At 63.1% G+C, this 23,545-nt stretch carries 27 protein-coding genes and 1 riboswitch; of the genes, 14 read left to right on the top strand and 13 right to left on the bottom strand.

All coding sequences use genetic code 11. The features are described 5' to 3' along the window. Window position 1: 1 nt before the first annotated feature. The 7 genes from rpsP to DXH78_RS06205 all read left to right on the top strand — a co-directional run bounded on the left by rpsP (window position 2) and on the right by DXH78_RS06205 (window position 5,723). Window positions 2-340: a 30S ribosomal protein S16 gene (gene rpsP / locus DXH78_RS06235; RefSeq protein ID WP_115516242.1), complete on the top strand. Its 339-nt coding sequence runs from the start codon at window positions 2-4 to the stop codon at window positions 338-340. A 77-nt stretch (window positions 341-417) separates the two neighbouring features. Continuing rightward, window positions 418-753, top strand: a complete 336-nt coding sequence (locus tag DXH78_RS06230; RefSeq protein WP_115516241.1) for a GIY-YIG nuclease family protein — start codon at window positions 418-420, stop codon at window positions 751-753. Next, window positions 750-1,277: a ribosome maturation factor RimM gene (gene rimM, locus DXH78_RS06225; RefSeq protein ID WP_115516240.1), complete on the top strand. Its 528-nt coding sequence runs from the start codon at window positions 750-752 to the stop codon at window positions 1,275-1,277. The genes DXH78_RS06230 and rimM overlap by 4 nt, the downstream gene beginning before the upstream one ends. Before the next feature lie 5 nt (window positions 1,278-1,282). After that, the gene (trmD, locus tag DXH78_RS06220; RefSeq protein WP_430727469.1) at window positions 1,283-1,990 is read left to right on the top strand and encodes a tRNA (guanosine(37)-N1)-methyltransferase TrmD; all 708 of its coding nucleotides are present in this window, start codon (window positions 1,283-1,285) and stop codon (window positions 1,988-1,990) included. 219 nt (window positions 1,991-2,209) lie between these two features. After that, window positions 2,210-2,596: a 50S ribosomal protein L19 gene (gene rplS, locus DXH78_RS06215; protein WP_115516238.1), complete on the top strand. Its 387-nt coding sequence runs from the start codon at window positions 2,210-2,212 to the stop codon at window positions 2,594-2,596. A gap of 337 nt (window positions 2,597-2,933) precedes the next feature. Beyond that, complete coding sequence (gene leuC, locus DXH78_RS06210; protein ID WP_115516237.1) at window positions 2,934-4,337, top strand: 3-isopropylmalate dehydratase large subunit; 1,404 nt, start codon at window positions 2,934-2,936, stop codon at window positions 4,335-4,337. Window positions 4,338-4,565: 228 nt separating this feature from the next. After that, window positions 4,566-5,723 carry a winged helix-turn-helix domain-containing protein gene (locus tag DXH78_RS06205; RefSeq protein ID WP_115516236.1) on the top strand — a complete coding sequence of 386 codons (1,158 nt, stop codon included), beginning with the start codon at window positions 4,566-4,568 and terminating at the stop codon, window positions 5,721-5,723. Between the two features lie 108 nt (window positions 5,724-5,831). Here DXH78_RS06205 and DXH78_RS06200 read toward each other — a convergent pair whose 3' ends face one another. Beyond that, a complete protein-coding gene (locus tag DXH78_RS06200) occupies window positions 5,832-6,074 on the bottom strand; it encodes a hypothetical protein (protein ID WP_115516235.1) in 243 nt (80 codons plus the stop codon). Between the two features lie 6 nt (window positions 6,075-6,080). Next, window positions 6,081-6,338: a hypothetical protein gene (locus DXH78_RS06195; protein ID WP_115516234.1), complete on the bottom strand. Its 258-nt coding sequence runs from the start codon at window positions 6,336-6,338 to the stop codon at window positions 6,081-6,083. A 115-nt stretch (window positions 6,339-6,453) separates the two neighbouring features. On the opposite strand from DXH78_RS06195, the gene DXH78_RS06190 reads away from it, so the two are divergent. Beyond that, on the top strand, window positions 6,454-6,882 hold the full coding sequence (locus DXH78_RS06190; RefSeq protein WP_115516233.1) for a metallopeptidase family protein: 429 nt from the start codon (window positions 6,454-6,456) through the stop codon (window positions 6,880-6,882). A gap of 8 nt (window positions 6,883-6,890) precedes the next feature. Here the strand turns inward: DXH78_RS06190 and DXH78_RS06185 are convergent, their stop codons facing one another. Beyond that, the gene (locus tag DXH78_RS06185) at window positions 6,891-7,877 is read right to left on the bottom strand and encodes an omptin family outer membrane protease (protein ID WP_115516232.1); all 987 of its coding nucleotides are present in this window, start codon (window positions 7,875-7,877) and stop codon (window positions 6,891-6,893) included. 204 nt (window positions 7,878-8,081) lie between these two features. Between DXH78_RS06185 and leuD the strand changes: the two genes are divergently transcribed. Beyond that, window positions 8,082-8,687 (top strand): 3-isopropylmalate dehydratase small subunit, encoded by a 606-nt coding sequence (gene leuD / locus DXH78_RS06180; RefSeq protein ID WP_115516231.1) that lies wholly within the window; start codon window positions 8,082-8,084, stop codon window positions 8,685-8,687. A gap of 105 nt (window positions 8,688-8,792) precedes the next feature. Here leuD and DXH78_RS06175 read toward each other — a convergent pair whose 3' ends face one another. Further along, window positions 8,793-8,996, bottom strand: a complete 204-nt coding sequence (locus DXH78_RS06175) for a DUF6494 family protein (RefSeq protein WP_115516230.1) — start codon at window positions 8,994-8,996, stop codon at window positions 8,793-8,795. 320 nt (window positions 8,997-9,316) lie between these two features. Here DXH78_RS06175 and DXH78_RS06170 point away from each other — a divergent pair, with 320 nt between their 5' ends. After that, window positions 9,317-9,916, top strand: a complete 600-nt coding sequence (locus DXH78_RS06170) for a bactofilin family protein (protein ID WP_168192718.1) — start codon at window positions 9,317-9,319, stop codon at window positions 9,914-9,916. Between the two features lie 78 nt (window positions 9,917-9,994). Here the strand turns inward: DXH78_RS06170 and DXH78_RS06165 are convergent, their stop codons facing one another. Then, window positions 9,995-10,873 (bottom strand): HpcH/HpaI aldolase/citrate lyase family protein, encoded by an 879-nt coding sequence (locus DXH78_RS06165; RefSeq protein WP_115516228.1) that lies wholly within the window; start codon window positions 10,871-10,873, stop codon window positions 9,995-9,997. Between the two features lie 113 nt (window positions 10,874-10,986). Here DXH78_RS06165 and DXH78_RS06160 point away from each other — a divergent pair, with 113 nt between their 5' ends. Continuing rightward, a complete protein-coding gene (locus DXH78_RS06160; protein WP_245416750.1) occupies window positions 10,987-11,763 on the top strand; it encodes a DUF429 domain-containing protein in 777 nt (258 codons plus the stop codon). A 57-nt stretch (window positions 11,764-11,820) separates the two neighbouring features. On the opposite strand, the gene DXH78_RS06155 is transcribed toward DXH78_RS06160, so the two are convergent. Next, the gene (locus tag DXH78_RS06155; protein ID WP_115516226.1) at window positions 11,821-13,455 is read right to left on the bottom strand and encodes a hypothetical protein; all 1,635 of its coding nucleotides are present in this window, start codon (window positions 13,453-13,455) and stop codon (window positions 11,821-11,823) included. A gap of 214 nt (window positions 13,456-13,669) precedes the next feature. On the opposite strand from DXH78_RS06155, the gene DXH78_RS06150 reads away from it, so the two are divergent. After that, window positions 13,670-14,335 (top strand): carbonic anhydrase, encoded by a 666-nt coding sequence (locus tag DXH78_RS06150; RefSeq protein WP_210209513.1) that lies wholly within the window; start codon window positions 13,670-13,672, stop codon window positions 14,333-14,335. A 69-nt stretch (window positions 14,336-14,404) separates the two neighbouring features. Here the strand turns inward: DXH78_RS06150 and DXH78_RS06145 are convergent, their stop codons facing one another. Further along, window positions 14,405-15,439 (bottom strand): aspartate-semialdehyde dehydrogenase, encoded by a 1,035-nt coding sequence (locus tag DXH78_RS06145; RefSeq protein WP_115516225.1) that lies wholly within the window; start codon window positions 15,437-15,439, stop codon window positions 14,405-14,407. Between the two features lie 142 nt (window positions 15,440-15,581). On the opposite strand from DXH78_RS06145, the gene DXH78_RS06140 reads away from it, so the two are divergent. Next, window positions 15,582-16,367 carry a hypothetical protein gene (locus DXH78_RS06140; protein WP_115516224.1) on the top strand — a complete coding sequence of 262 codons (786 nt, stop codon included), beginning with the start codon at window positions 15,582-15,584 and terminating at the stop codon, window positions 16,365-16,367. A 7-nt stretch (window positions 16,368-16,374) separates the two neighbouring features. On the opposite strand, the gene DXH78_RS06135 is transcribed toward DXH78_RS06140, so the two are convergent. The 4 genes from DXH78_RS06135 to DXH78_RS06120 all read right to left on the bottom strand — a co-directional run bounded on the left by DXH78_RS06135 (window position 16,375) and on the right by DXH78_RS06120 (window position 19,521). Next, on the bottom strand, window positions 16,375-16,734 hold the full coding sequence (locus tag DXH78_RS06135; RefSeq protein ID WP_115516223.1) for a hypothetical protein: 360 nt from the start codon (window positions 16,732-16,734) through the stop codon (window positions 16,375-16,377). 88 nt (window positions 16,735-16,822) lie between these two features. After that, a complete protein-coding gene (locus DXH78_RS06130) occupies window positions 16,823-18,166 on the bottom strand; it encodes a sulfite oxidase (protein WP_115516222.1) in 1,344 nt (447 codons plus the stop codon). Window positions 18,167-18,314: 148 nt separating this feature from the next. Further along, a complete protein-coding gene (locus DXH78_RS06125) occupies window positions 18,315-19,028 on the bottom strand; it encodes a hypothetical protein (RefSeq protein WP_115516221.1) in 714 nt (237 codons plus the stop codon). Next, window positions 19,018-19,521 carry an RNA polymerase sigma factor gene (locus tag DXH78_RS06120; protein ID WP_115516220.1) on the bottom strand — a complete coding sequence of 168 codons (504 nt, stop codon included), beginning with the start codon at window positions 19,519-19,521 and terminating at the stop codon, window positions 19,018-19,020. Before DXH78_RS06120 ends, DXH78_RS06125 begins: the two co-directional genes overlap by 11 nt. 188 nt (window positions 19,522-19,709) lie before the next feature. Here DXH78_RS06120 and DXH78_RS06115 point away from each other — a divergent pair, with 188 nt between their 5' ends. Then, a complete protein-coding gene (locus tag DXH78_RS06115) occupies window positions 19,710-20,066 on the top strand; it encodes a hypothetical protein (RefSeq protein ID WP_115516219.1) in 357 nt (118 codons plus the stop codon). A gap of 56 nt (window positions 20,067-20,122) precedes the next feature. On the opposite strand, the gene DXH78_RS06110 is transcribed toward DXH78_RS06115, so the two are convergent. Next, window positions 20,123-21,217 (bottom strand): ribonucleotide-diphosphate reductase subunit beta, encoded by a 1,095-nt coding sequence (locus DXH78_RS06110; protein WP_168192717.1) that lies wholly within the window; start codon window positions 21,215-21,217, stop codon window positions 20,123-20,125. Continuing rightward, window positions 21,208-23,088, bottom strand: a complete 1,881-nt coding sequence (locus DXH78_RS06105; protein ID WP_245416749.1) for a ribonucleoside-diphosphate reductase subunit alpha — start codon at window positions 23,086-23,088, stop codon at window positions 21,208-21,210. The genes DXH78_RS06110 and DXH78_RS06105 overlap by 10 nt, the downstream gene beginning before the upstream one ends. Before the next feature lie 172 nt (window positions 23,089-23,260). Then, window positions 23,261-23,522: riboswitch (cobalamin riboswitch) on the bottom strand. Between the last annotated feature and the right edge of the window lie 23 nt (window positions 23,523-23,545).

The raw sequence follows: 23,545 nt of genomic DNA, 5'->3' as shown, positions 1-23,545 counted from the left end.
AATGCTCGTTATCCGCATGGCCCGCGCCGGCACCAAGAAGCGCCCGTTCTATCACATCGTCCTCGCCGACTCGCGTTCGCCGCGCGACGGCCGCTTCATCGAACGTCTTGGCTATTTCAATCCGCTGCTGCCGAAGGACAAGGAAGAGCGCCTCAAGCTCGACCTCGACAAGGTCAAGGAGTGGATGAAGAAGGGCGCGCAGCCGTCCGACCGCGTAATGCGCTTCCTCGACAAGGCCGGTGTCGCCAAGCGCGCGCCGCGCAACAATCCGGAAAAGGCCGTGCCGCGCAAGGAACGCAAGGCCAAGGCCGAAGAAGCCGCCAAGGCCCCGGCGGCCTGAGGTCAATCGCTCGCCATTGTGTTACCCTCGTCCTGAGGAGGCCGGCGTTAGCCGGCCGTCTCGAAGGACGAGGCCCAATGGGTGCGTGGCTCTACATTCTTCGGTGCAGCGACGGCAGCTACTACACCGGCACGACGCGAGCGGATCTCGAACGCCGCGTGGCAGAACAGCAAGCCGGGCATTTCGCGGGCTACACCCAAACGCGAACACCCGTTGTATTGGCCTATAGCGAATACTTCGATCGGATTACTAACGCGATAGCAGCCGAACGACAGATCAAAGGCTGGTCGCGGGCGAAGAAAGAAGCGTTGATGGCCGGCGATTTCGCAAGGCTTGGGCTTCTGGCGCGGACCCGCCGAAGTTCCTCCGCTCATGGTTCGAGACGCGGCGCTGCGCGCCGCTCCTCACCATGAGGTCCGAGAAAAGCGACAAGTCCGGACGCGTATGCGTCGCGCGCATTGGCGCGGCGCATGGCGTGCGCGGCGAGGTGAAGCTGTGGTCCTTCACCGAGGACCCGGCGGCGATCGCCGATTACGGCCCGTTCGAGACGCTGGACGGCAAGCGCACCTTCGACATCGAGACGATGCGCGCGGCGAAGGATCACTTCGTCGCCCGTCTCTCGGGCGTGCCTGACCGCACCGCAGCCGAAAAGCTCACCAACACCGATCTCTATGTGCCGCGCGAGCGCCTGCCCGCGATCGACGAAGACGGCACTTATTATCACGCCGATCTCATCGGCCTTGCCGCCGTGTCGCCCGAAGGCGTCGCGCTCGGCAAGGTGACGGCGCTCTACAATTTCGGCGCCGGCGACCTGATCGAAATCGCGACGACACAAGGTGGCGAGCCGCTGCTCCTGCCGTTCAGCAATGCGGTGGTCCCCGAAGTAGACATCAAGGGCGGCAAGGTCGTGATCGTGCTGCCGACGATCATTGAGTGATGACCATGTGGCGCGCCACTGTCCTTACGCTCTATCCGGAGATGTTTCCCGGGCCGCTCGGCATCAGCCTCGCCGGCAAGGGCCTGGCGAATGGCCTGTGGTCGCTGGAAGCCAGACAAATCCGCGACCACGCCACCGACAAGCACGGCACCGTCGATGACACACCGGCTGGCGGCGGCCCCGGCATGGTGATGAAGGCAGATGTGCTGGCCCGCGCTTTGGACGCCGTTTCGGCCGACAATGAAGGTTCTTTGCGCCCGCGCCTGCTCATGAGCGCGCGCGGCAAGCCCCTGACCCAAGCCCGTGTCCGCGAACTGGCGGCCGGCCCTGGCGCGGTGATCCTGTGCGGCCGCTTCGAGGGGGTCGATGAGCGCCTGATCGAGGCCCGCGGCCTGGAGGAGGTCTGCCTCGGCGATTTCGTGCTGTCCGGCGGCGAGATGGCCGCCCTGACCCTGCTGGACGCCTGCGTACGGCTGATCCCGGGCGTCATGGGCAAGGAAGCCTCCGGGGTGGAGGAAAGCTTCTCCGACGGCCTCCTGGAGTACCCCCAGTACACCCGGCCGGCAGTGTTCGAGGGCCGGCCGATCCCGGACATCCTGACCTCCGGCGACCACGCCAAGGTCGCCGCCTGGCGCCGTGCCGAGGCCGAGCGGCTGACCCGGGAGCGCCGCCCGGACCTCTGGGCGGCCTTTCTGGCGCGCAAGAAGCCCTAATTGGTGTCATTCCGGGACGGCCCCAAGGGGCAGGCCCGGAATCCGTAGTCCGCAGCGCCGGGGGTATGGATTCCGGGTTCACGGCCTTCCGGCCGCGCCCCGGAATGACGGATAGGGTGATGACAACGCCATTTCTTTCGTCTAAAAGCCCGGCAACCCATTCAGTTTGAGCCTTGAACCGCGCGCCGGTTGCTGGCGCTGCCGACGGAGATTTGAGCCATGAACATCATCCAGGAACTCGAGAAAGAGCAGCTCGAGAAGCTTTCCGCCAACAAGACCATTCCGGAATTCGCCCCGGGCGACACCCTGCAGGTCAACGTCAAGGTGACCGAAGGCGACAAGACCCGCGTGCAGGCCTACGAAGGCGTCTGCATCGCGCGTTCGGGCCGCGGCCTGCACGAGAGCTTCACCGTGCGCAAGATTTCGTACGGCGAAGGTGTCGAGCGCGTGTTCCCGCTTTACGCGCCGGCGATCGACTCGCTCAAGGTTGTGCGCCGCGGCAAAGTACGCCGCGCCAAGCTCTATTACCTGCGCGCGCTGCGCGGCAAGAAGGCCCGCATCGTCGAAGCGACCGGCAACACTGGCTCGGAAGCTGCGGCCTCGTAAGATTGACGGCTGTTCGGGGATAGCCGGAAAAGGGTCGCCTTGTGCGGCCCTTTTTCTTTTGGCGGCCCGCCGCCGGCGTCGGGACCGGGAGAAACGCGCATGGCTCTCAGCCTGCCGAGGCGCGTTGTCGCCGCCCCGCCGAGCCGCTATATAACCTGTCATGGTTCTAAAGGCTCAGCGCATCATTCTCGCCGACCACACCCGCCTGCCCTGGCGGTTCTTCGGTCGGCTGACCGCTGCCGTCCAAGCCGGCCTTTGATCGGCGCGGCGCGCTTTGGCGCGCATCTGCTGCCATCGAAAGCCCGAGAACCGCTCCTTTCAGAAAAGGTACACCGCCATGCAACCGCGCACCCTGTATGACAAGATCTGGGACGACCACGTCGTCGATGTCCAGGAAGACGGCACCGCGCTGCTCTATATCGACCGTCATCTGGTTCACGAAGTGACCAGCCCGCAGGCCTTCGAAGGTCTGCGCACCGCCGGCCGCCCGGTCCACGCGCCGGAGAAGACGCTCGCCGTGGTCGATCACAACGTGCCGACCTCGGACCGCTCCAAGCCCAATCCCGATCCGGAAAGCGCCGAGCAGATCGCCGCGCTGGCGCAGAACGCCAAGGACTTCGGCATCACCTACTTCAATGAATTCGACAAGCGTCAGGGCGTCGTTCACATCATCGGCCCCGAGCAGGGCTTCACGCTGCCCGGCACGACCATTGTGTGCGGCGACAGCCACACCGCGACGCACGGCGCTTTCGGCGCGCTCGCTTACGGCATCGGCACGTCGGAAGTCGAGCATGTGCTGGCGACGCAGACGCTGCTGCAGCGCAAGTCGAAGAACATGCGCGCCATCGTCGACGGCAAGCTGCCGCCGGGCGTGACGGCGAAAGACATCATCCTCGCCATCATCGGCGAGATCGGCACCGCCGGCGGCACCGGCTATGCGCTGGAATATGCCGGCGAAGCGATCGACGACATCTCGATCGAAGGCCGCATGACCATCTGCAACATGTCGGTCGAAGGCGGCGCCAAGGCCGGCTTCATCGCGCCGGACCAGAAGGTGTTCGACTATCTGAAAGGCCGGCCCATGGCGCCGAAGGGCGAAGCCTGGGATCAGGCCATGCGCTACTGGGAAACCTTGCGCTCGGACGACAACGCGCATTTCGACTGGGAGATCAGGCTCGACGCCGCCAAGCTGCCACCGATCGTGACCTGGGGCACCAGCCCCGAGCAGGTCGTCTCGATCGCCGGCACGGTGCCGGTACCGTCGGAAATCGCCGACGAGAAGAAGCGCGTCGCGGCCGAACGTTCGCTTGGCTACATGGGCCTCAAGGGCGGCGAGAAAATCACCGACATCAAGCTCGACCGCGTTTTCATCGGCTCCTGCACCAATGGCCGCATCGAGGATTTGCGCGATGTCGCGCGCATCGCGCAGGGCAAGAAGGTCAACGCCAATGTCTCGGCCATGATCGTGCCGGGCTCGGGTCTGGTGAAGCTGCAGGCGGAAGCCGAAGGCCTCGACAAGATCTTCAAGGAAGCGGGCTTCGACTGGCGCGAGCCGGGCTGCTCGATGTGCCTCGCCATGAACCCGGACAAGCTGGCGCCGGGCGAGCGCTGCGCCTCGACCTCGAACCGCAACTTCGAAGGCCGTCAGGGCTACAAGGGCCGCACGCACCTTGTCTCGCCGGCGATGGCCGCGGCCGCTGCTATCGCGGGCCACTTCGTCGACGTGCGCGAGTGGCGCTGAGCGCAATCAAACACTGAAACTGAAAACGCCGCCCTCATCGGGCGGCGTTTTTGTTTTTCTCGTAGGCCGTAGCCCACCTGGAGCGAAGCGCAACCGCTCGGCCGATACTGCCCGACCAGCCGCGCCTGGCATTCACGGGTCGAATTGCGCCGGGCTTGACCCGGCCATCCACGACTGAAAGTCAAAGGCCCTCAAATTTTGCAGACCTTTTTGTTATCCTCGCGATCGATGAAGAAGTCAGCAACACCCATCACCGTCAGCAACACCCTCGCCCGCCGCGTCTGGCTGCGGGCGCAGCGGCTGGATGTGCGCGCACCATTTGGCGGAGGACCCGCCGCCGTCGCCGAAGCGGTTGCGCAGCTCGGCTATGTGCAGATCGACACCATCAACGTCATCGAGCGCAGCCATCACCACATTCTGTTTTCGCGCATCCCCGCCTACCGGCGTGATGACCTGCGCACCGCGCAAAGCATCGACAAGAGCGTGTTCGAGTACTGGACGCATGCCCTGGCCTATGTGCCAACGCGCGATATCGGCTTCTTCGTACCGGATATGAAACGTCATCGGCGCGAGCGCGGCGCCTGGTTCGAATCCGTGAAGCCGGAAGACACCCGCAAAGTCATGCGGCTGATCAGAAAGGGGCCGCTGTCGATCCGCGACATCGACGACGATGTGTTGCGCGAGAAGGATCACGAATGGGCGAGCCGCAAGCCGTCCAAGCGGGCGCTGCAACTCGGCTTCTATGAAGGCCGGCTGACGGTGTCCGCGCGCACCGGCATGCTCAAGACCTATGATCTGCTGCTGCGGCATTTTGGCTGGGACAAATTGCCGAAGGCGGCGACAGCAACCGAGACTATGGCCTACCTGCTCGACCGCGCCCTACGCTCGCAGGGCATCGTCAGTCTCGATTCAATTTGCCATCTCTATGCGTCCGCCAAGCCTGCCATGCGCAAGCTGATCGAAGCGCACATGCGGCGCGGCAAACTGGTGCCGGTGGCGCTCGACGGTGCCGGAAAGCAGGAGCATTGGGCGGCGCCTGCGACGCTTGAAGGCAAGCGTGAAGGCGAGTCTGGGCTGGTGCACATCCTGTCGCCGTTCGATCCGCTAATCATCCAGCGCAAGCGAACCAATCTGTTCTTCGGCTACGACCACCGCTTCGAGGCCTATGTGCCGAAGGAGAAACGCAAGCTCGGCTATTTCGCGCTGCCGGTGCTGGTCGACGACAAGATCGTTGCCGCACTCGATCTCAAGACCGACCGCAAGCAGCGCAAATTGCTGATGCAGAAATGGACCTGGCTCGGGCCGAAGACTGCACCGCGCAAGGAGTTGAAGCGGCGGATCGAGGAAGAGCTCGACCGCTTCGCGCTCTTTCAGTTGGCGGAGTGAGATTTAGGCGGCATTTTTGTTTTTCTCGTAGCCTGGATGGAGCGGAGCGCAATCCGGGATCTGCTTTCCGTATTTCGCTTCGCTACATGCGGACTATAGAAGCACTCGTTACTGCCACCAGCAATGCATGACGGGCACGATCACCGTGCCGCTCGGGCGATACTGTTCGACGAGGCGGGCGCGGCATTCGCGTTTGGCGTTCGGGCCGGGCGTGGTGCGTCCCGGCGTGACGATGATGCGCTGGCGCGACGCCTGCGCGACTTCGGTGCCGCGCTGCGTCTGGGCGGACGCAGGCAGCGCCGCGACGGCGGCCGTTCCGACGACCAAAGCGAGAGCGAGAACGCGGCGCATTGATAATTACCAGCGCTGATTGCGGGCGCTATAGGGTGCGAACAGCCCGGCGCTGCGTTCGCGGCGCGGGGCGCTGTCGTAAGTCACCCGGCTCGAATGATGCGAGCGATTGTAGGCCTCGAAGGCGTGCCGGTCGGCGGACGAGGAATAGCTGACCTTGCTGCGCGGCTCCTTGCAGCCGAAGAACTCGGCCGCGGCCGGCGTCGCGGCGGCGCCGATGAGCGCAGCGGCCAAGATGGCGGTTCCGATCGACTTCAGAGCCATGATGTGTCCTTTCCCGAAGCCGCCATAATAGTTAACGGCAGGCTATTCCGCAACCCGGTCAATGGCTTGGAATGAGACACTTGGTTCCCCCCGCCGCGTCGCCTAGATAGGGTTGATGGCACGCGAAATCGACGATCCGGAAGGCTGGTACGGCGCGGGAGCCCCGTCACTCGACGATATCGAAACGCTGGCCCAGGCAGCCTATGCACGCCTGCCGGAGACCTTCCGGGCGCTGTGCGAGGGGCTGGTGATCCAGGTCGACGATTTCCCGACCGAGGAAGTGCTCGAGCACATGGGCGCCGAGAGCGAATTCGACCTGCTCGGCCTGTTCCAGGGCATCGGCCTGCCATTCATGACCGCGGGTCAGGTGTCCGGTCAGATGCCTAATATGGTTTGGTTGTACCGGAGGCCGATTCTCGACTATTGGGCCGAGCACGAGGAGACTCTGGGCGCCATCGTCACCCATGTCCTGGTCCACGAGATCGGCCACCATTTCGGCCTGTCGGACGAGGACATGGAAGCGATCGAGGCCAGCGTCGAGTAGCGCGGCGGCTACAGCCGGCCCTTGATGCCGAACGACACCACCATCGAGTAGTGCGACATGCCCGCGGCATCGCCGGGCGACACCGTCACTGTGCCGGCACCATAGTCATTGGCCGTGCTCGCGCCGCGCGCCTCGTAGTATTTCTGATACTCGTAGCGGCCGAACACCGAAATGCGATCGTTCACAGCATAGTTCAGCGCGGTGTCGATGCCGATCATCTTCACCTTGGAGAACTCATCGGTGAACAGGGTGCTGCGCAGAACATGATCGTCGCGGTCGCGGCCCTCGCCCCACAGGCTGCCGATGAACGAGCCGTCGAGCGACCAGCGGCCGAAACCGACTGAGCCGCCGATGCCGAGAAACGGCGTGTACATCCACTGCTCGTATTTGATGACCGTCTGCCCGGGCGCGAAATTGCCCGTGTCGTTGCGGAAGCCACCACCGCTCGAATAGATGAAGCTGCCGCCCTTTGCCGTCCAGGCGATGTTGAAGCGCCTGAATCCGGCAATGGCCTCGATGCCACCCCGATCGGCAAGCGCCATCGGCGGCAGCGACAGCACCCGCACACCGACGCGCGCGTCGATCATCCAGGCATGATCGAGGCTGGTGTCGTCGTGATGCGACAAGTCGGTCCAAGCGTTGCTCGGTGCCGCCAGATAATCGTAATCGTCCATAGTGTTGACGGCGCTGGCCGGCACCCAGCCGCTGACCTTGAACGTCATCCAGGGCCGCGGACTGTAGGTGAAGGCACCGCCGATCACCGACGCCTTGTTGATTTTCCAGAACAGTTCGCTGTTGACGAAGCCAGTGCCGGCATCGATGACCAGTTCACGGGACTCGCCGGACATATAACCGGCGTAGACCTCCAGCGAAGCCGTGTCCCCGATGGTCCGGCTGGCCGAATTCTTTCTGGAAACGGATTGGGCATCTGCCCCGCTAACCCCGAACGCCACCACAAGAAACGCAACCGCACAGCCCTGTGCGCGCGATTTCATGCCTGCCCCACCTGATCTTGAGCCCCGAATCGGCGGTTTCCGTCGCCAACGGTGGTATGGAACCGCGATGGTTAATGATTTCTAGCGTCGGCGGCAGGCCCTCGCCAGCCGCATGCCGCCGGCGCGCCAGTTGCGGTTGACCGGCCCGTTGAAGGCCTTAAAACTGGTCAAACAGCCCTGAAATGGGGGCCGGGAGCCGATTCAATGGAAAAATTCAATCACCTCGAAGGCGTTGCCGCGCCGCTGCGGATCATCAATGTCGATACCGACATGATCATTCCGAAGCAGTACCTGAAGACGATCAAGCGCACCGGCCTGGGCAAAGGCCTGTTCTCGGAGCAGCGCTATCTCGACGACGGCGCCGAGAACCCCGACTTCGTGCTCAACAAGCCAGCCTATCGCAACGCCAAGATTCTGGTCGCCGGCGACAATTTTGGCTGCGGCTCGTCGCGCGAGCACGCGCCCTGGGCACTGATGGATTTCGGCATCCGTTGCGTGATCTCGACCTCGTTCGGCGACATTTTTTATAACAACTGCTTCAAGAACGGCATTCTGCCGATCCGTGTCTCGCCGGAAGATCTCGAAAAGCTGTTCGACGACGCCGACCGCGGCGCCAATGCGACGCTCTCCGTCGATCTGGAGAAGCAGGAAATCCGTGGACCGGATGGCGGCGTCATCAAGTTCGACGTCGATGCCTTCCGCAAGCACTGCCTGCTCAATGGTCTCGATGACATCGGCCTGACCAAGCAGAAGGCCGACAAGATTTCGAGCTTCGAGCAAAAGGCAGCCACGGCGCGTCCGTGGGCGTAAATCGCCACTGACTGGTTACAAACAAAAGCCGCGCCGAAGGGCGCGGCTTTTTCGTTGCAGACTACCAACCCGTCATTTCGAGGCGGCCCGAAGAGCCGAATCGCGCTAAAGCTCGACCTTGCCGTACAGCGTGACGTTGAGGCCGATCTTCTCGCAGGTCAGTTGAACCGCAGTGTCGATAGTGCCGCCGCGCAAGTCGCCACGATCCATCGCCTCGCGAATGACCTTCGTCAGCTCGGCCTGCGCCTGCGGGCGAACCAATTTGATGTAACGGTCGATCGCGACCTGCATGGCTTTGTCGCCGATCATGTTTCTTCGCCGGATCATTGTCTGGCGCGCGCAGTCAACAGCATGCGCCGGCGCGGGTTACGCTACGCCTATATTAGCCATGATCATTGCGGCGAGACAGCCACCGCGGTCGCTATTTTAGGCCGCTAGTTAACGCCGGTATGACAGTCACGGCGCCGCCGTTAGCGATAGATTCATCTTGTCCTGTACGGCCCGGCCTATCTGGTTAATATTGTCCTGCCGCACCACCGAGGCAAATGCCGGTGCGCCGGACCTATTCGTTTCGCAAAGAACACCATCCCCATCGACGCTGCCACCTGACAAGACGACAGGAGAGTGAGTTGAGTTATTTTTCCCCGACCAAAGGCGACCGCCCTGTGAAGGCGGCAGAGGCCGTCGCGCCCGACGTCAAGCCAGCCGCTCCCGTGCGCACGGCTGAGCGTGAAATCGTATCCACGCTGGGCGCCGGGCTGCTGATCACCGGCAACATCGTGTCCACCGGTGGCGTGCAAGTGTTCGGCCGCGTCGTCGGCGATATCCATGCCGCACATCTGGTGGTCGGCAAGGGCGCCAATATTGAAGGCAATGTCCGCGCTCAGGACGTCGTCATCGACGGCACCTTCAAGGGCACCATTCACGGCAATGTCGTGAAGCTGCAATCGACTGCCATGGTCGATGGCGAGATTTATAACCGCTCACTGGCGATCGACCAGAACGCCAATTTCGAAGGCGTCGCTCGCCGCCTGACCCAGCCGGTTGAAGCGCCGCTGGAAGACCAGATCGTGGTGAAGCCGGCGACGCCGGCTCTGGTGCCGGAGCAGCCGGCGGCCAGCGCTTATGCCTACGCCAGCGGCAGCTACGCCAATGGTAATGGTTATGCGAACCGAGAGGCCGGCAACGCCAATAGCGAACTGCCGACCGGTCAGACGCCGAGCTACTAAATTCGGCCTTTTCGGCGCTGTTGAGTTCAAAAGGCGCGGGAGCGATCCCGCGCCTTCCTTATTTCAGAGGCCGAATGCTTACCCCCGCGCGGCAATGGCTTCGGCGATCGCCACCGTGCGCCGTGCCATTTCAGCGTGCAGCCGCTCCACCATGCGGCCGTCAATCGACACAACGCCCTTGGACTTGTTTTCGGGCAGGTCGAAAGCCGCAATCATCTTGCGCGCCCACTCGACTTCGGCCGCAGTCGGCGAGAACGCCGTGTTGCATGGCTCGATCTGGTTCGGGTGAATGAGCGTCTTGCCGTCCATGCCGAGTTCGACGCCCTGCTGGCATTCCGCGGCGAAACCTTCGGCATTGCCCAGATCATTATAAACGCCATCCAGCACCTCAATGCCGTGGATGCGCGCGGCGGCGATGACCGTGGTGAGCCACGGCAGCATGGGCGCCCGGCCCGGCACCAGGCGCGCGCGCGTGTCCTTGGCCAGATCATTGGTGCCGAGCACGAAACAAGACAGTCGCGCTTCGGAGTCTCTCGCTTCAGCGGCGATCGAGAGGATGTTGAAAATGGCAAGCGGCGATTCGATCATGGCCCAGACGCGCGTTTTAACCGGCGTATGCATATCGAGCAGCCGGCGGCCGATCATCTCCAGCGTCTCGGCCGATTGCACCTTGGGAATGAGAATGGCGTCCGCCCCCGCCTGCGCCGCTGCAGTGAGATCGTCGGCGTGCCACGGCGTGTCGACGGCGTTGACGCGGATGATGACTTCGCGGGCGCCAAAGCCGCCGGCCTTCACCGTCTCGACAACCTGCTTGCGCGCGCCTTCCTTGGCGTCGGGTGCCACCGAGTCCTCGAGGTCGAGGATCACGCCGTCGGCCGGCAGGGTTTTCGCCTTTTCCAGCGCGCGAGCATTGGAGCCTGGCATATAGAGCACGCTGCGGCGCGGACGGATGGTCATGGTTGCTCCCCGATTGGCATTGACTGTCGGGAGCAATCTTAGCCGAATTTCCGCAAGCGTCAGTCTGAGTTTGATCAATGCGAAGCAGCGGCTAGGCTGCAGGCGGCATGACAGTGACCACGAAGACAAGCGACGATATCTGGCTTGCCGGCGTCGATGGCTGCCCGGGCGCATGGTTGGCGGTTTTCGCCCGGCCGGATGGCGCGATCCTGCCGCCGCGCGTGGTGAAGCGTTTTGCCGATATTGCCTTGGGCGACCAGCGGCCGGCGATCATCGCTGTGGATATGCCGATCGGCCTGCCGGAACGAAGCCCGGCCGGCGGGCGTCTCGCCGAACGCGAGGCGCGGGCGCTACTCGGCGATCGCAGGTCGAGCGTATTCCGCATTCCGTCGCGCCCTGCCGTCGAGGCCAGCGTGGCCCCGGAACCGGCCGACGCGCGTGAGCGCTTCTTTGCCGCCTGCGCCATCGCCCGCGAAACGTCCGACGACCGCAAGGGCTTCGCCAAGCAAGGCTTCTACATTCTCGACAAGGTCGCCGAGGTCGATACCTTCCTGCGCGGGCACAAGGAGCACGCGGGCCGCATCTTCGAGACGCATCCCGAACTTGCATTCGTGATGATGAACGGCGGGAGGGCACTCGATCAGCCCAAAAAAGTTAAGAGCCGCGTCTATCCGCCGGGCCTCGATCTGCGCCGCAATCTACTGGTTGGGGCCGGTATCGACGCCGGCATCGCCACGATGAAAGCGCCGAAGGGCGCCGGCGATGACGACCTGATCGACGCACTCGCCTGCCTCGTCACCGCGCAGCGCCTGTTTCGCGGCGAGGCGCGGTCTTATCCGCAAGACCCACCGCAGGACACGTTCGGATTGCCGATGGCGATCTGGGCGTGAGCGCAAAAGACGCGCGTCAAACTCGGCGCGCGCCCTCTTCGCTTTGGGGTGAGATATCTACCGCTGTCCCACCGTATAGCGGCCAGGATATTGCGGTTGGCGATCCGTCGTCTCGCCCGGCTTGATGATCTTGTAAAGCTGGAAGCGATCGCCGTCGGCGACGAGCTTGAGGTGCGACGGATAGGGATTGGGCGCGTCGTCCTCCGTGAAGAGCACATAGAGGTAATCGAACTTGGTCCAGTTCAGCCAGAATGCGGGCGTGCCCGGTTGCGGCTGTTCGGCAGCGACGATGAGTTGCGCCACCGAAGGCGGCGTGCCGTCATGAATATCGGCAAAGTCCTCGTAGGCCGGCTTGACGTGAACGATCTGCTTGCCCGGCACCGTGAATAAAGTCGTCACCAAGGCCGAACGTTCGATCGTGGCCATGCAGGCGGCATGAACGAGGCCGAGATCGCGGACATCGTCGCCCATCGACCGATCGGAGTAAGCAACAAACACCTTGGAGCCCGGCGCGATGCGCTTCACCGACGCGCGGAGCTGGCTCGTCGTATCGGACAGCTGCGTCCAGTTATAATCGATCTCGATCAGGCGCGCGGCCATCAACACGATCAGCACAACCATGAAGCCGCGGCGCACCAGGCGCCGGCGCAATTCGAGATCGCCACAGGCGAAGATCATGAAGGCGATGCCGACCGGCACGCGCTGATCGGTCATGTAGGTGTCGAACATCACACGCGGCAGCGCGAGGTAAATGATGCCGCCCACCAGCAGCAGCACATAGACCAGCGGATGGAAGCGCAGCACGCGGTGGCGCACCGCCCAGACGATGGAGGCGCCGAGCACGCTGACGATCAGGAAGGCCGTAATGTCCGAATAATCGGCGATGACATACATCAGGCCGTCGATCTTGCCGCGCTGCTCCCAGTAGAGATTGCCGGCCAGGCCCAAAGTCGGGCTCGCCCAAAGCAGTGGCGCCGCGGCGAGGAACGGCAAACCGCCGCAGACAAATTCGGCGATGCGCGCCGGCCACGGCTCGCCACGCCGTTCCCACAACCTGAGCGCTTCGTAAGACAGAATTCCGACGCCATAAACGCCGAGCGCCGACAGATGACAGAAGAACAGCAGCGGCACGCTCGCCGCCGACAACAGATAGCGCCACGGCCAGACGCGATCGCGTAGCGCCACCCAGCCGGCCATCGCCCACAGCGCGATGCCGATGCCGAACAAATAGTTCATCAGTCCGACGAGAAAGACGTAGTTGTACAGGATCGGGAAGGCGAACAGTGGCGTCGTTGACCAGCGACCGATCAGTGTGCGGTTCAGCGCAAGCGCGCCCGACATGATCAGCGCGAACATCGCCACCATGTAGATCTGACCGGCGACGTAGATGTTCAGACCCGCGCGCGCCAGCCACGGCACAATGAAATCCATGGTCAGGTTCGGAATGACCTGCCAGTTGATCATGTAGAACTCGGCCAGCCGCGGATTCTTGTCGAGGGTCGCCAGCACCTGCATGCGCGCCAGATGATTGACGTAATCCGACAGCGGCGGCAGCGGATGGGTCCAGATCGGAATCGAGATCAGCAGCGTGAAGGCCGCGAACAGCACGGCGATCTGCCCGCCGGAAAATCCGTGCGAGCGGGGACGCGCAATAGTCGGCTCGGCGTGATCCGGCCTGGTCGGTGACAGCATAAAAAATGAGCCTGATGGAAGCCTATCAGTCGTCCATTCGACCTGAACACGCGATGAATGGCGAAGCTTGCCTGAAACTGGTTACAAAGGTCTGACGGAACTCGCAAAAAAGCACCGGCCAATGCCGGTTGAAGCCACAACCGCCGGATAATTAGCGCCGCTTGCCTCGCCCGCCTCGATATGGGAGGCAACGCCGGTTTCAGGAGTGATACCCATGAGCTTCCCGCAGCGCCTGATCGAGGGTTACAGCGCCTTTGCCGGCGGCCGGCTAAAATCCGAGCAGGACCGCTTCCGCCAGCTCGCCGAGAGCGGTCAAAGCCCGGAAATCATGGTCATCGGCTGCTGCGATTCGCGGGTTGCGCCGGAGGCCATCTTCGACGCCGGGCCGGGCGAACTGTTCGTCGCCCGTAACATCGCCAACCTGGTGCCGCCCTATACGCCGGACGGGGCGCAGCGCGCCGTTTCGGCGGCACTCGAATTCGCCGTGCAGGCGCTGCGCGTCAAGCACATCGTGGTGCTCGCCCACGCCCAGTGCGGCGGAATCCGCGCCTATGCCGAGGAAGCGGCGCCACTGTCGCCCGGCGATTTCATCGGCCGATGGATCGAGCTGATTGCCCCGGCCGCCAAGGCCGTCGGCCCGCGCGGCGACCGCAGTTTCACCGAGTATCTCACGGCGCTGGAGCAGCAGACTGCAGTGTCGACCCTGAACAACCTGATGACGTTCCCCTGCATCAACATCCTGGTCGAGCGCGGCAAGCTGCAGCTCCACGCCGCCTATTTCGGCGTCGCCACCGGCGACCTGTCCATCTACGACCCGGCGCAGAAGAAGTTCGTGCGGATCAATCCCAGCGACGCGCCGTTCAAGAACCCGGCGTTCTGATCCGGGAACCCGCAAAAGAAAATGGCCGGCGCAATGCCGGCCATTTGCCTTTCGTAAAGGGCGAGAAGATTACGCCGCCTTTTTCTTCGCCTGCAACAGCTTGCGGTTGATCAGGCTCTCGGCGATCTGGATCGTGTTGAGCGCCGCGCCCTTGCGCAGATTATCGGACACCACCCACATCTCGATGCCGTGCTCGACCGTGGGGTCGGTGCGGATGCGGCTGATATAGGTCGCGTCTTCGCCCGCCGCTTCATACGGCGTCGCGTAGCCGCCCGGCTCGCGCTTGTCGATGACAAGACAACCCGGCGCGCTGCGCAGGATCTCGCGTGCTTCCTCATCCGAGATCGGATTCTCGAACTCGATGTTCACGGCTTCCGAGTGGCCGACGAACACCGGCACGCGCACGCAGGTAGCGGTCAGCTTGATTTTGGGATCAAGAATCTTCTTGGTCTCCATCATCATCTTCCACTCTTCCTTGGTGTAGCCGTCTTCCATGAAGACATCGATCTGCGGAATGACGTTGAAGGCGATGCGCTTCGGGAATTTCTTGGTCGTCACTTCGTCGAGCGTGAACACTGACTTGGTTTGCGAGAACAATTCATCCATCGCCTCCTTGCCGGCGCCGGACACCGACTGATAGGTCGCGACGACCACGCGCTTGATCTTCGCCTTGTCGTGCAGCGGCTTCAGCGCGACGACGAGTTGCGCCGTCGAGCAGTTCGGGTTGGCGATGATGTTCTTCTTCGCAAAGCCCTCGAGCGCATGCGCGTTCACTTCCGGAACGATCAGCGGCACGTCCGGATCCATGCGCCAGGCCGACGAATTGTCGATCACCACCGCGCCCTGTGCGGCGATCTTCGGCGACCATTCCTTCGATACGGTGCCGCCAGCCGACATCAAACAAATATCGACGTCGGAGAAATCGTAGTGATCGAGCGCTTTCACTTTCAGGGTCTTGTCGCCATAGGAACATTCCTGCCCCACGCTCTTGCGCGAGGCGAGCGCGACGACTTCGTCGGCGGGAAATTTGCGCTCATCCAGAATGTTGAGCATTTCGCGCCCCACATTGCCGGTGGCGCCGACCACGGCGACCTTGTAACCCATTGTTTACTCTCCGAAAAAATTCCCCGGTCTGGCTTGAATTGAAACAACCGGATGGCAGCGCTTCTAGGCGAGAATAGCGTTTCTGACAACGGTTACAGAGGCGAAAGCGCTATTTCCGAGGCCCGCGAGGCGAGGCTCGACCATGCACCCGGCCCTGCATTCCTGGCGCGACGAACTGCCCGGCCATGCCGTCAGGCTCATGGCTTATGTGGGTGGTCTGGTGCTGTTGTCCATCGTTGCTGCCGAATTCTATCAATCGACGCCGGTGAAGACTGCCATCGCTCCCGTTGATCGATCGGACTGGATCGAGATCGACAAACCCTTCCCGGCCTTCACCCTGTCCATTCCGGAGGCTGCCGGTCAGCCCGAGCGCTATGCCATTCGCCGCCACGCCGCCGGCGACGGCCGCAAGGACATTCTCGGCTTGGGGGACCCGGACGGCCTCACGCCCTACTTCGAGGTCGCCATCTATCGCGCCGGCAGCGAGATCGCCCGCTTCGCACCGCCAATCGAGGCCATCGTCAGCGACGCGGCGGCGCTCGGCCCGGTCAACATCAAGCCGGCAACCGAGCCACTGGCGACGAAATTCGGCCCGTTGGCCATGGCCCGCTTTGAGACATCGCAAGGCGCCAAGCGTTTCTGCCTCGGCTTCGTGCGCAGCTATGACGATCCGATGCTCCAGATCTCGGGCCGCTTCTGCCAGGGCGACAGTTTCGTCCAGGACAGCACCCTGTCCTGCGCTTTGGACCGGCTGACTCTGCTCTACGCCGGCAGCGAACCAAAGATCGGCGCGCTGTTCGCGCATGCCGAGCTCAACCGGAGCTATTGTGGCCAGCGCGACCCGCTCATGACGCCGACGCCCAAATACCGGGCGCTCTGGAAGGCGCTGGAAATGGGCCCGCCGCCGGTGCACCGCACCGATCGCTAGACTTCGATCAGCGGTTGAGAAAGGGGTTCTGCCAGCCGCCGCGCTCCTGCTCGCGCTGCGGATAAGCGGCTTCGAGATAGCTCAGCACGATCTCGCGATCCTTCGCGTCGAGTTCCGGCATGCCGTGCCTGTCGCGCATGACGACGAGGATGTCCTCCCACTGCCGCCGGTTCATGCCCTGTTGCGCAACCAGTTTGAAGTTATGACAGGCCGTGCAGGCGTAGAAGGTCTCGTCGCGCCCAGGCGCCGCGACGAACTCCTCCGGACTTTCATCGCGTGGCGTAAACGTTTTGGGCTGCGCCACGACGGAGACAGCAAGGGCCACCAGCAGGGCGCCGGCGGATAAAAGAGAAACGATCGCACGCATATTGATGTCGGCCTTTCGGTCATCTCAGGAAAGCACGCGCCGGTCGGCCTTGCCGTCCCGGCGCATGTGGGTGCGTTCGCCAGACCGTTCAGGCGATCAGCACCGCCACTCGATGCATCGGATTGCCGCCATAGCCGCTCGGATTCCAGTTCGGCGCCACATGCGGCTGCATGAGGCCGCGGCTATCCATCGCGCGCGCCCAGATTTCATAATAGCCGTCGCGCGGCAGTTTCACCGCCGTGGTCCAGCGCTGCCAGTCGAAACGGTTCTTGCCCTTCTCCAGCTTGGTAGGTTGCCAGGTCACGCCGTAGTCGGTCGAGACATCGACACGCTTTACGGTGAAGTCGCCGGCCCATGAGGCGCCGCGCAGCTTCACCTCGCGCGTGCCAGCCGGCAGCTTGGTGCCGTTGGCGGGACTGGTGATGATGGATCGCACCGGCATCGATTCGAGAATCTTGAAGTTCTTCGGATCGGCCTTGTCGCCCGGCACCATCGGATTGATGGTGAGGCGATAGGACGTGCCGGTCATGCCGGGACCGTCATGCTCCTTGTCACGGATGACGATCTTGGTCAGCCACTTCTGCGATGCCGATCCAGGCCAGCCGGGAATCAGCAAACGAACCGGACCGCCGTGGATGTTCGGCAGTGGCTTGCCGTTCATAGCCCACACGATCATCGAGTCCGGATCCATCGCCTTGGCGAGGCGCACGCCGCGCGACAAGGTTGGCTTCGTGGCATCACCTGACAGATGCAGATCCGCTGAGTAGTGCGCCGTGTAGATGCCCGACGGCTTCACGCCCGCCGCCTTCAGCACATCGCCGAGACGCACGCCGGTCCACTCGGCGCAACCGGCGCCGCCATTGGTCCACTGGTTGCCGCTTGCTTTCGGCGAGTAGAACGAGCGACCATTGCCGCCGCATTCCAGCACCATGCGGCGAGTCTGAGCCTTGTACTTCGACTTGAGCTCACCGAGCGTGAGTTCGAGCTTGTTGTTCACCTCGCCTTCGACGGTGAACTTCCACTTGTCCGGCTCCTTGGCTTCGTCCGGAATTTGGCCGTTGTTGCGAATGAAGAACTTTTCGTAGGGCGTGGTGTCGTCGTCGAGCAGATGCTCCGGCGTCTCGGCGACCAGAGGCCGCTCGCCGATCACGACAAGTTTGTCGTTCTTGCCTGGAAAATTGAGATAGATCGGACCTTTCGGCGGCGCCGGCGGGGCGGCCCCCTGGGCCATGGCCGCCGGGATCAGGCCGCCCGGCATGTTGGCGGCAAAGGGGATGGCTCCGCCGACCGCGGCACTCATGGCGGCCAGCCCCGCGCCTCCCAGAAAGCCGCGGCGGTTTGGCCCGCTCTTGCGCCCGAAGGCCAGCGCATCGGCACGCTCCGGATCGTCGCGGTAGAGTTCCTCAATTGAACGCTCGATTTTCTCCGACATTTGTTTCTCTCCCTCACCGCTCGCGGCGGCTTTTGTCGCGCCATGGCCCTCGCCACGACACGTTGAAGAAGAAACGAATGAGGCTGGAAATTTATTCCATGCCGGCCAACATCTTTGTGCCGGTCTCGCGCGATGGCGGGCGAAGCGGTCAGCCGAGGCAGGGCGGGGCTTTCAGGCTCGCTTCGCGCAAACGCGTACTGGCGTCACGCGGAACCTGTCCCGCGCGCGTAGCCGCTTGCGCCGCAACAACGACGGCCGCGAAGCGGCTATCCGGCATGCCGAAGGCTACCAGTTCGTAGGCCAGCTCGCCCGCGGTCCAGGCGGCGCGGATCGTGCCGGCGGTCGGCGGCAGGACAATCGCCGCCGGATGGACGCGCAATTCAAGCCGGCAGCCCCGCGGGCCACGATAGGCCGCGACCATCACCGGCGTTGCGCCGATTCGCTCGATTTCGCCACCAACCAGGCTCAACCCGGCATTGGCGAGATCAGGAATGACCGGCATCGCCGGCAACGAGGCAAGGGTGACGAGCGACGCGATATCGGCTGCCGGCGCCGCCGTTTTCTCGCGTGCCGGCATCGCCAGGAAGATCGCGATCGACAACGCCGTTGCGGCCGCGGCTGCGGCGCCGATCGGTAGCAGCCGCGACGGTTTGCGCGGCACATCGATGCCGGACACGTCGGCTTCGGTAGCGGATTGAATAACGCAGGCCTTCAGCCGCGCCAGCGTCGCATAGGCCTGAGCGAGGTCGGGCGCGGCGGCAATGCAATCGGCCAAGGCAGCCTGCTCGTCGGCCGGCAATTCGCCGTCGATCAAGGCATTCAGACGCTCGGTCGCGTCAGGTGTGGATCCGTTAGTGGCCATGTTTCGACTTCAGCGGCCTCAGCGAACTCGCCTCGATGGCGGCCAGCAATGCAGAGCGGGCGCGCGCGATACGGCTCATCACTGTCCCGGTTGGAATCTCCAGTATTCCGGCCGCTTCGGCGTAGCTGAAACCGGCAATATCAATCAAGGCGATAATTTCCCGATGCTCTGGATTGAGCGTCAGCAGCCCCCGCTCGACGGTAATCTTCGCAATACTGGCATTGTCGTAGCGCCAGAGATCGACGCCGGGCTCATACTCGATTTTTGAGGCTCGCCGGCGGCGCAGTTCGTCGATTGCGGCGTTGCGCACGATGGCAAACATCCAGGCGCGGAAGGCCAGCCTATCGGACGGCGCCCGGCCGGCCGCCAGCGCGCGCACCACCGCCTCTTGGACCAGATCGCGGGCCACGTCGGAATCGCCGACAATGGTGCGCGCGAAAGCGACCAGCCGGGGTAGCAGTTCAGGCAGTGCGGAACGGATATCGAAGGCCATGGGGCTTCCGATGGGCTCGCCGGTTACACGGTATCGGGCAAACTATCGAGACGGACAGCGGACTTGGCAACCGCCGCATTTTGGCAACGGCCGGCGCCAAAGCCGCGCGCCGCCGTTTGGCCCCCTATCAAGCCGAACCGAACACGGCTACAGTGTGCCACCTAGGAATCGGTTGAGGAACGTCGAAAATGCACCTGAAGTTCGTTGCCGTGAGCTGCGCCGCCGCAATTGGCGCTTTGGCGCTTCTCTCAGCGCCAGCCGACGCGCAGACCACGCAGAAGCGGACCTATTCGAACCGCAATAATACGGTCGTCGTGACGCGCGGCGAGGACGGCAAGACCCGCACCCGCATCATCATCGAGAAGCGCTCTTATCTCGATCCGGGCACCGAAGTGCTGCCGGGCAGCCGCCACGACCTCGATTACGCGCAGAACCCGAACCATCGGGCCACCGGCATCCTCGACAATACCTCGGCCGGCACGAGCCAGCTCCCGCTGCCGGGTCCGTGGGATTCAGGCCGCAACGGCCCCTGGCTGAAGTTCTGATCCAGCTCCCATTTCGGCATTGAAAAACGCGGCCCACCGGGCCGCGTTTTTTGTTGTCAGGACCGTCCTTGTCCGGCGCTGTCGAATTGCGACCAAACGCCTTCATCGCCATCCCAGCTGCCGCGGCTCGCCCCCTTCGAATATTCCGTGGCGCGTTGCTCGAAGAAGTTGGCGTGCTCGACACCGTTGAGGATTTCGACGAGCCACGGCAAAGGATGTGGCTTGAGCTGGTTGTAGCCGCCCTCGGTCTGCTCAAAATAACCGAACGTCGTCGGCAGCCTGAGCTGAGTGAGCCGCCAGTCGGCGACGTAACGCACGTAGGCGTGAATGTCCTGCGGCGTCATGCCTTCGATGCCACCCAGCCCGAAAGCCAGATCGACGAAACGCTCCTCAAGCCCGACCATGGTCTTGGCGACATCGACAATGTCATCGCCCACCGATTTGGTCAGCGCGCCGGTCTCGTGATTCCATTCATGGAACAGCCTGATAATGCCTTCGCAATGCAGACTCTCGTCGCGCACCGACCAAGTGACGATCTGTCCCATGCCACTCATCTTGTTGTGGCGCGGGAAGTTGAGCAGCATGGCGAAGCTGGCGAACAGCGCCATGCCCTCGGTGAAGGCGCCGAACATGGCGAGCGTGCGCGACACGTCGGCCACGGTTTCGACGCCGAACTCGTGCATGTAATCGGCCTTGGCCCGCATCTCAGCATAATCGCGGAACGCCTCGAATTCGGTCTTCGGCATGCCGAGCGTTTTCAACAGCAACGCATAGGCGTCGATGTGGACCGTCTCCATATTGGTGAAGGCGGCCATCATCATCTGCACTGCGAGCGGCTGGAAGATCGGTATGTAGCGCTTGAGATAATTGTCGCCGACCTCGATGTCCGACTGGGTGAAGAAGCGGAAGATCTGCGTCAGCAGCGCCCGCTCGTTTGGCGTTACGCGATCCGACGCCCAATCCTTGAGGTCGCCGCCGAGCGGCACCTCCTCGCCCATCCAGTGCGTCTGCTGCTGGCGCTTCCAGCATTCATAGGCCCAGGCATAACGATCGACATCGTAGGTGCCGGTCGTTTCCAGAAGCCCTATTTTGCCGGTGCCGATCAGAGTGCGGGGGTTGAATTTGCCCAATCCTTCGCCGCTTACTGACATGCGAGGCACTCCTCGTAATCGGCGCGGACGGGAGTAGTGAGCGCTTCAGCCGGCGATGCCTTCTCGCCCTGCTGGCCGACGAAGGCCGCGCGCGAGATTGACTTGGAGCGGCAGTAATAGAGGCTCTTCAGCCCCTTCTTCCACGCCGTCCAGTGCAGCATGTGCAGATCCCATTTATCGATGTCGGCCGGCAAATAGACGTTGATCGACTGGCTCTGGCAGATGAACGGGGTGCGATCGGCGGCGAGCTCGATGACCCAGCGCTGGTCGATTTCGAAAGCGGTGCGGAACACCAGCTTGTCCTGCTCGCTCAGCATGTCGAGATGCGCCACCGAGCCTTCGTGCTCGATGATCGACTGCCACACCTCCGGCGTGTCGGCGTCCTTGGCGCGCAGCAGCTTGGCCAGGTGCGGATTGCGCACCGAGATCGCGCCCGACAAGGTCTTGTGCGTGTAGATGTTGGCCGGGATCGGCTCAACGCAGGCGCTCGTGCCGCCGCAAATGATGCTGATCGAGGCAGTCGGCGCAATGGCCAGCTTGTGCGAGAAGCGCGCCATCACGCCGCGCTCCATAGCGTCGGGGCAAGGCCCCCGCTCTTTCGCCAGCGCCACCGACGCGGCATCAGCGTCGCGGCGAATTTTACGAAACATCTTGAAATTCCACGACTTTGCCATCGCGCTTTCAAACGGCACGCCTTTCGATTGCAGGAAGGAGTGGAAGCCCATGATGCCGAGTCCAACCGACCGTTCGCGCAGCGCCGCGTAGCGCGCCCGTTTCATGCCGTCCGGCGCGACATTGATGAAATGCGTCAGCACGTTGTCGAGGAAGCGCAACACGTCGTCGATGAAATACGGCTCATCGCACCACTGATCCCAGGTCTCGACATTGAGCGACGACAGGCAGCACACCGCGGTGCGTTCCTCATCGCGATGATCGACGCCGGTCGGCAGCGTGATTTCGCTGCACAGGTTGGACGTCGAGACTTTCAGCCCCAGTTCGCGCTGATGCTTAGGCAAGGCGCGGTTCACCGCATCGATGAACAGCAGATACGGCTCGCCGGTCTGCAGCCGCGTTTCCAGAATGCGCTGCCAGAGCTGGCGGGCATTAACCTCGCGCACCGTCTCGCCCGATTTCGGGCTGCGCAGCGCGAACAGGGCATTGTCCTTCACCGCCTGCATGAAGGCGTCGGTGACATTGATGCCGTGATGCAGGTTCAGGCCCTTGCGGTTGAAGTCGCCCGAAGCCTTGCGAATTTCGAGGAATTCCTCGATCTCGGGATGATGGATGTCGAGATAGACCGCGGCCGAGCCGCGGCGCAGCGAACCCTGGCTGATCGCCAGCGTCAGGCCGTCCATGACATGGATGAACGGGATGATGCCGGATGTGACGCCGCCTTTGACCTTCTCGCCGATCGAGCGGACCTTGCCCCAATAGGTGCCGATGCCCCCGCCATTGGAGGCGAGCCAGACATTCTCGTTCCAGGTGGTAACGATGCCGTCGAGCGAATCCGGCACGGCATTGAGGAAGCACGAGATCGGCAGGCCGCGCGTCGTGCCGCCGTTCGACAGCACCGGCGTCGCCGGCATGAACCAGAGCCGCGACATCGCATCGTAGAGCCGCTGCGCATGCGCGATGTCGTCGGCAAAGGCGCAGGACACCCGCGCGAACATGTCCTGATAGCTCTCGCCGGCGAGCAGATAGCGATCATTGAGCGTGAGTTTGCCGAAGGTCGTCAGCAGATCGTCGCGCGAGCGGTCGAGCTCAAGATCGGACGGCTTCGGCGCCGGGGCGAGTGGCTGCGGCAATGGCGCAGGATGCGGCTTTTGCACCAGCGCAAGTTCAGGCGCGCGTTCGGCGCTGCGAACCGGCACCGGCCTGGGAGCATTGATCGTGGGCGGAACAAGCTGACCGTTTTGGTCGAAGTCAAAGGCGAAGGCCATCAGCAACCCCGTGATGTTGGGGCAGGAGACCGAGGGATGCCTGAGAGCCTCGTCCCCTCAAGCGGACGAGCACAAGCGACCCGCCGGGGCACCCCGCCCGTGGACGTTTTCAGCGGTCACGGCAGGTCTCCTGGCTTGCGGGTCGCTGTTGTCATCAGCCTTCCCGATACCGACTGGCATCAGTGGCGTTGCTACGGTGCGGCGGCGTGAACGCCGGATCGCACCGTGGTCTTCAAGATGACAACTCGCCGCTTACAGTTGCGGGGGCAGCTCCGGCTTGGCCGCGGACGGCGCACCGGATTCCCTCTTAGCTTCCCGTTCCTACAATATGTAGAAACGAAAAGACCGTGACGCCCATATATGGCGTCACGGTCCCACGATTCGTCAA

Source organism: Undibacter mobilis, assembly GCF_003367195.1.
In the GTDB taxonomy this organism is placed as follows: Bacteria; Pseudomonadota; Alphaproteobacteria; order Rhizobiales; family Xanthobacteraceae; genus Pseudolabrys; species Pseudolabrys mobilis.
The sequence above is the reverse complement of the archived record's forward strand: the minus strand, read 5'-3'. Positions and strand labels throughout refer to the sequence as shown.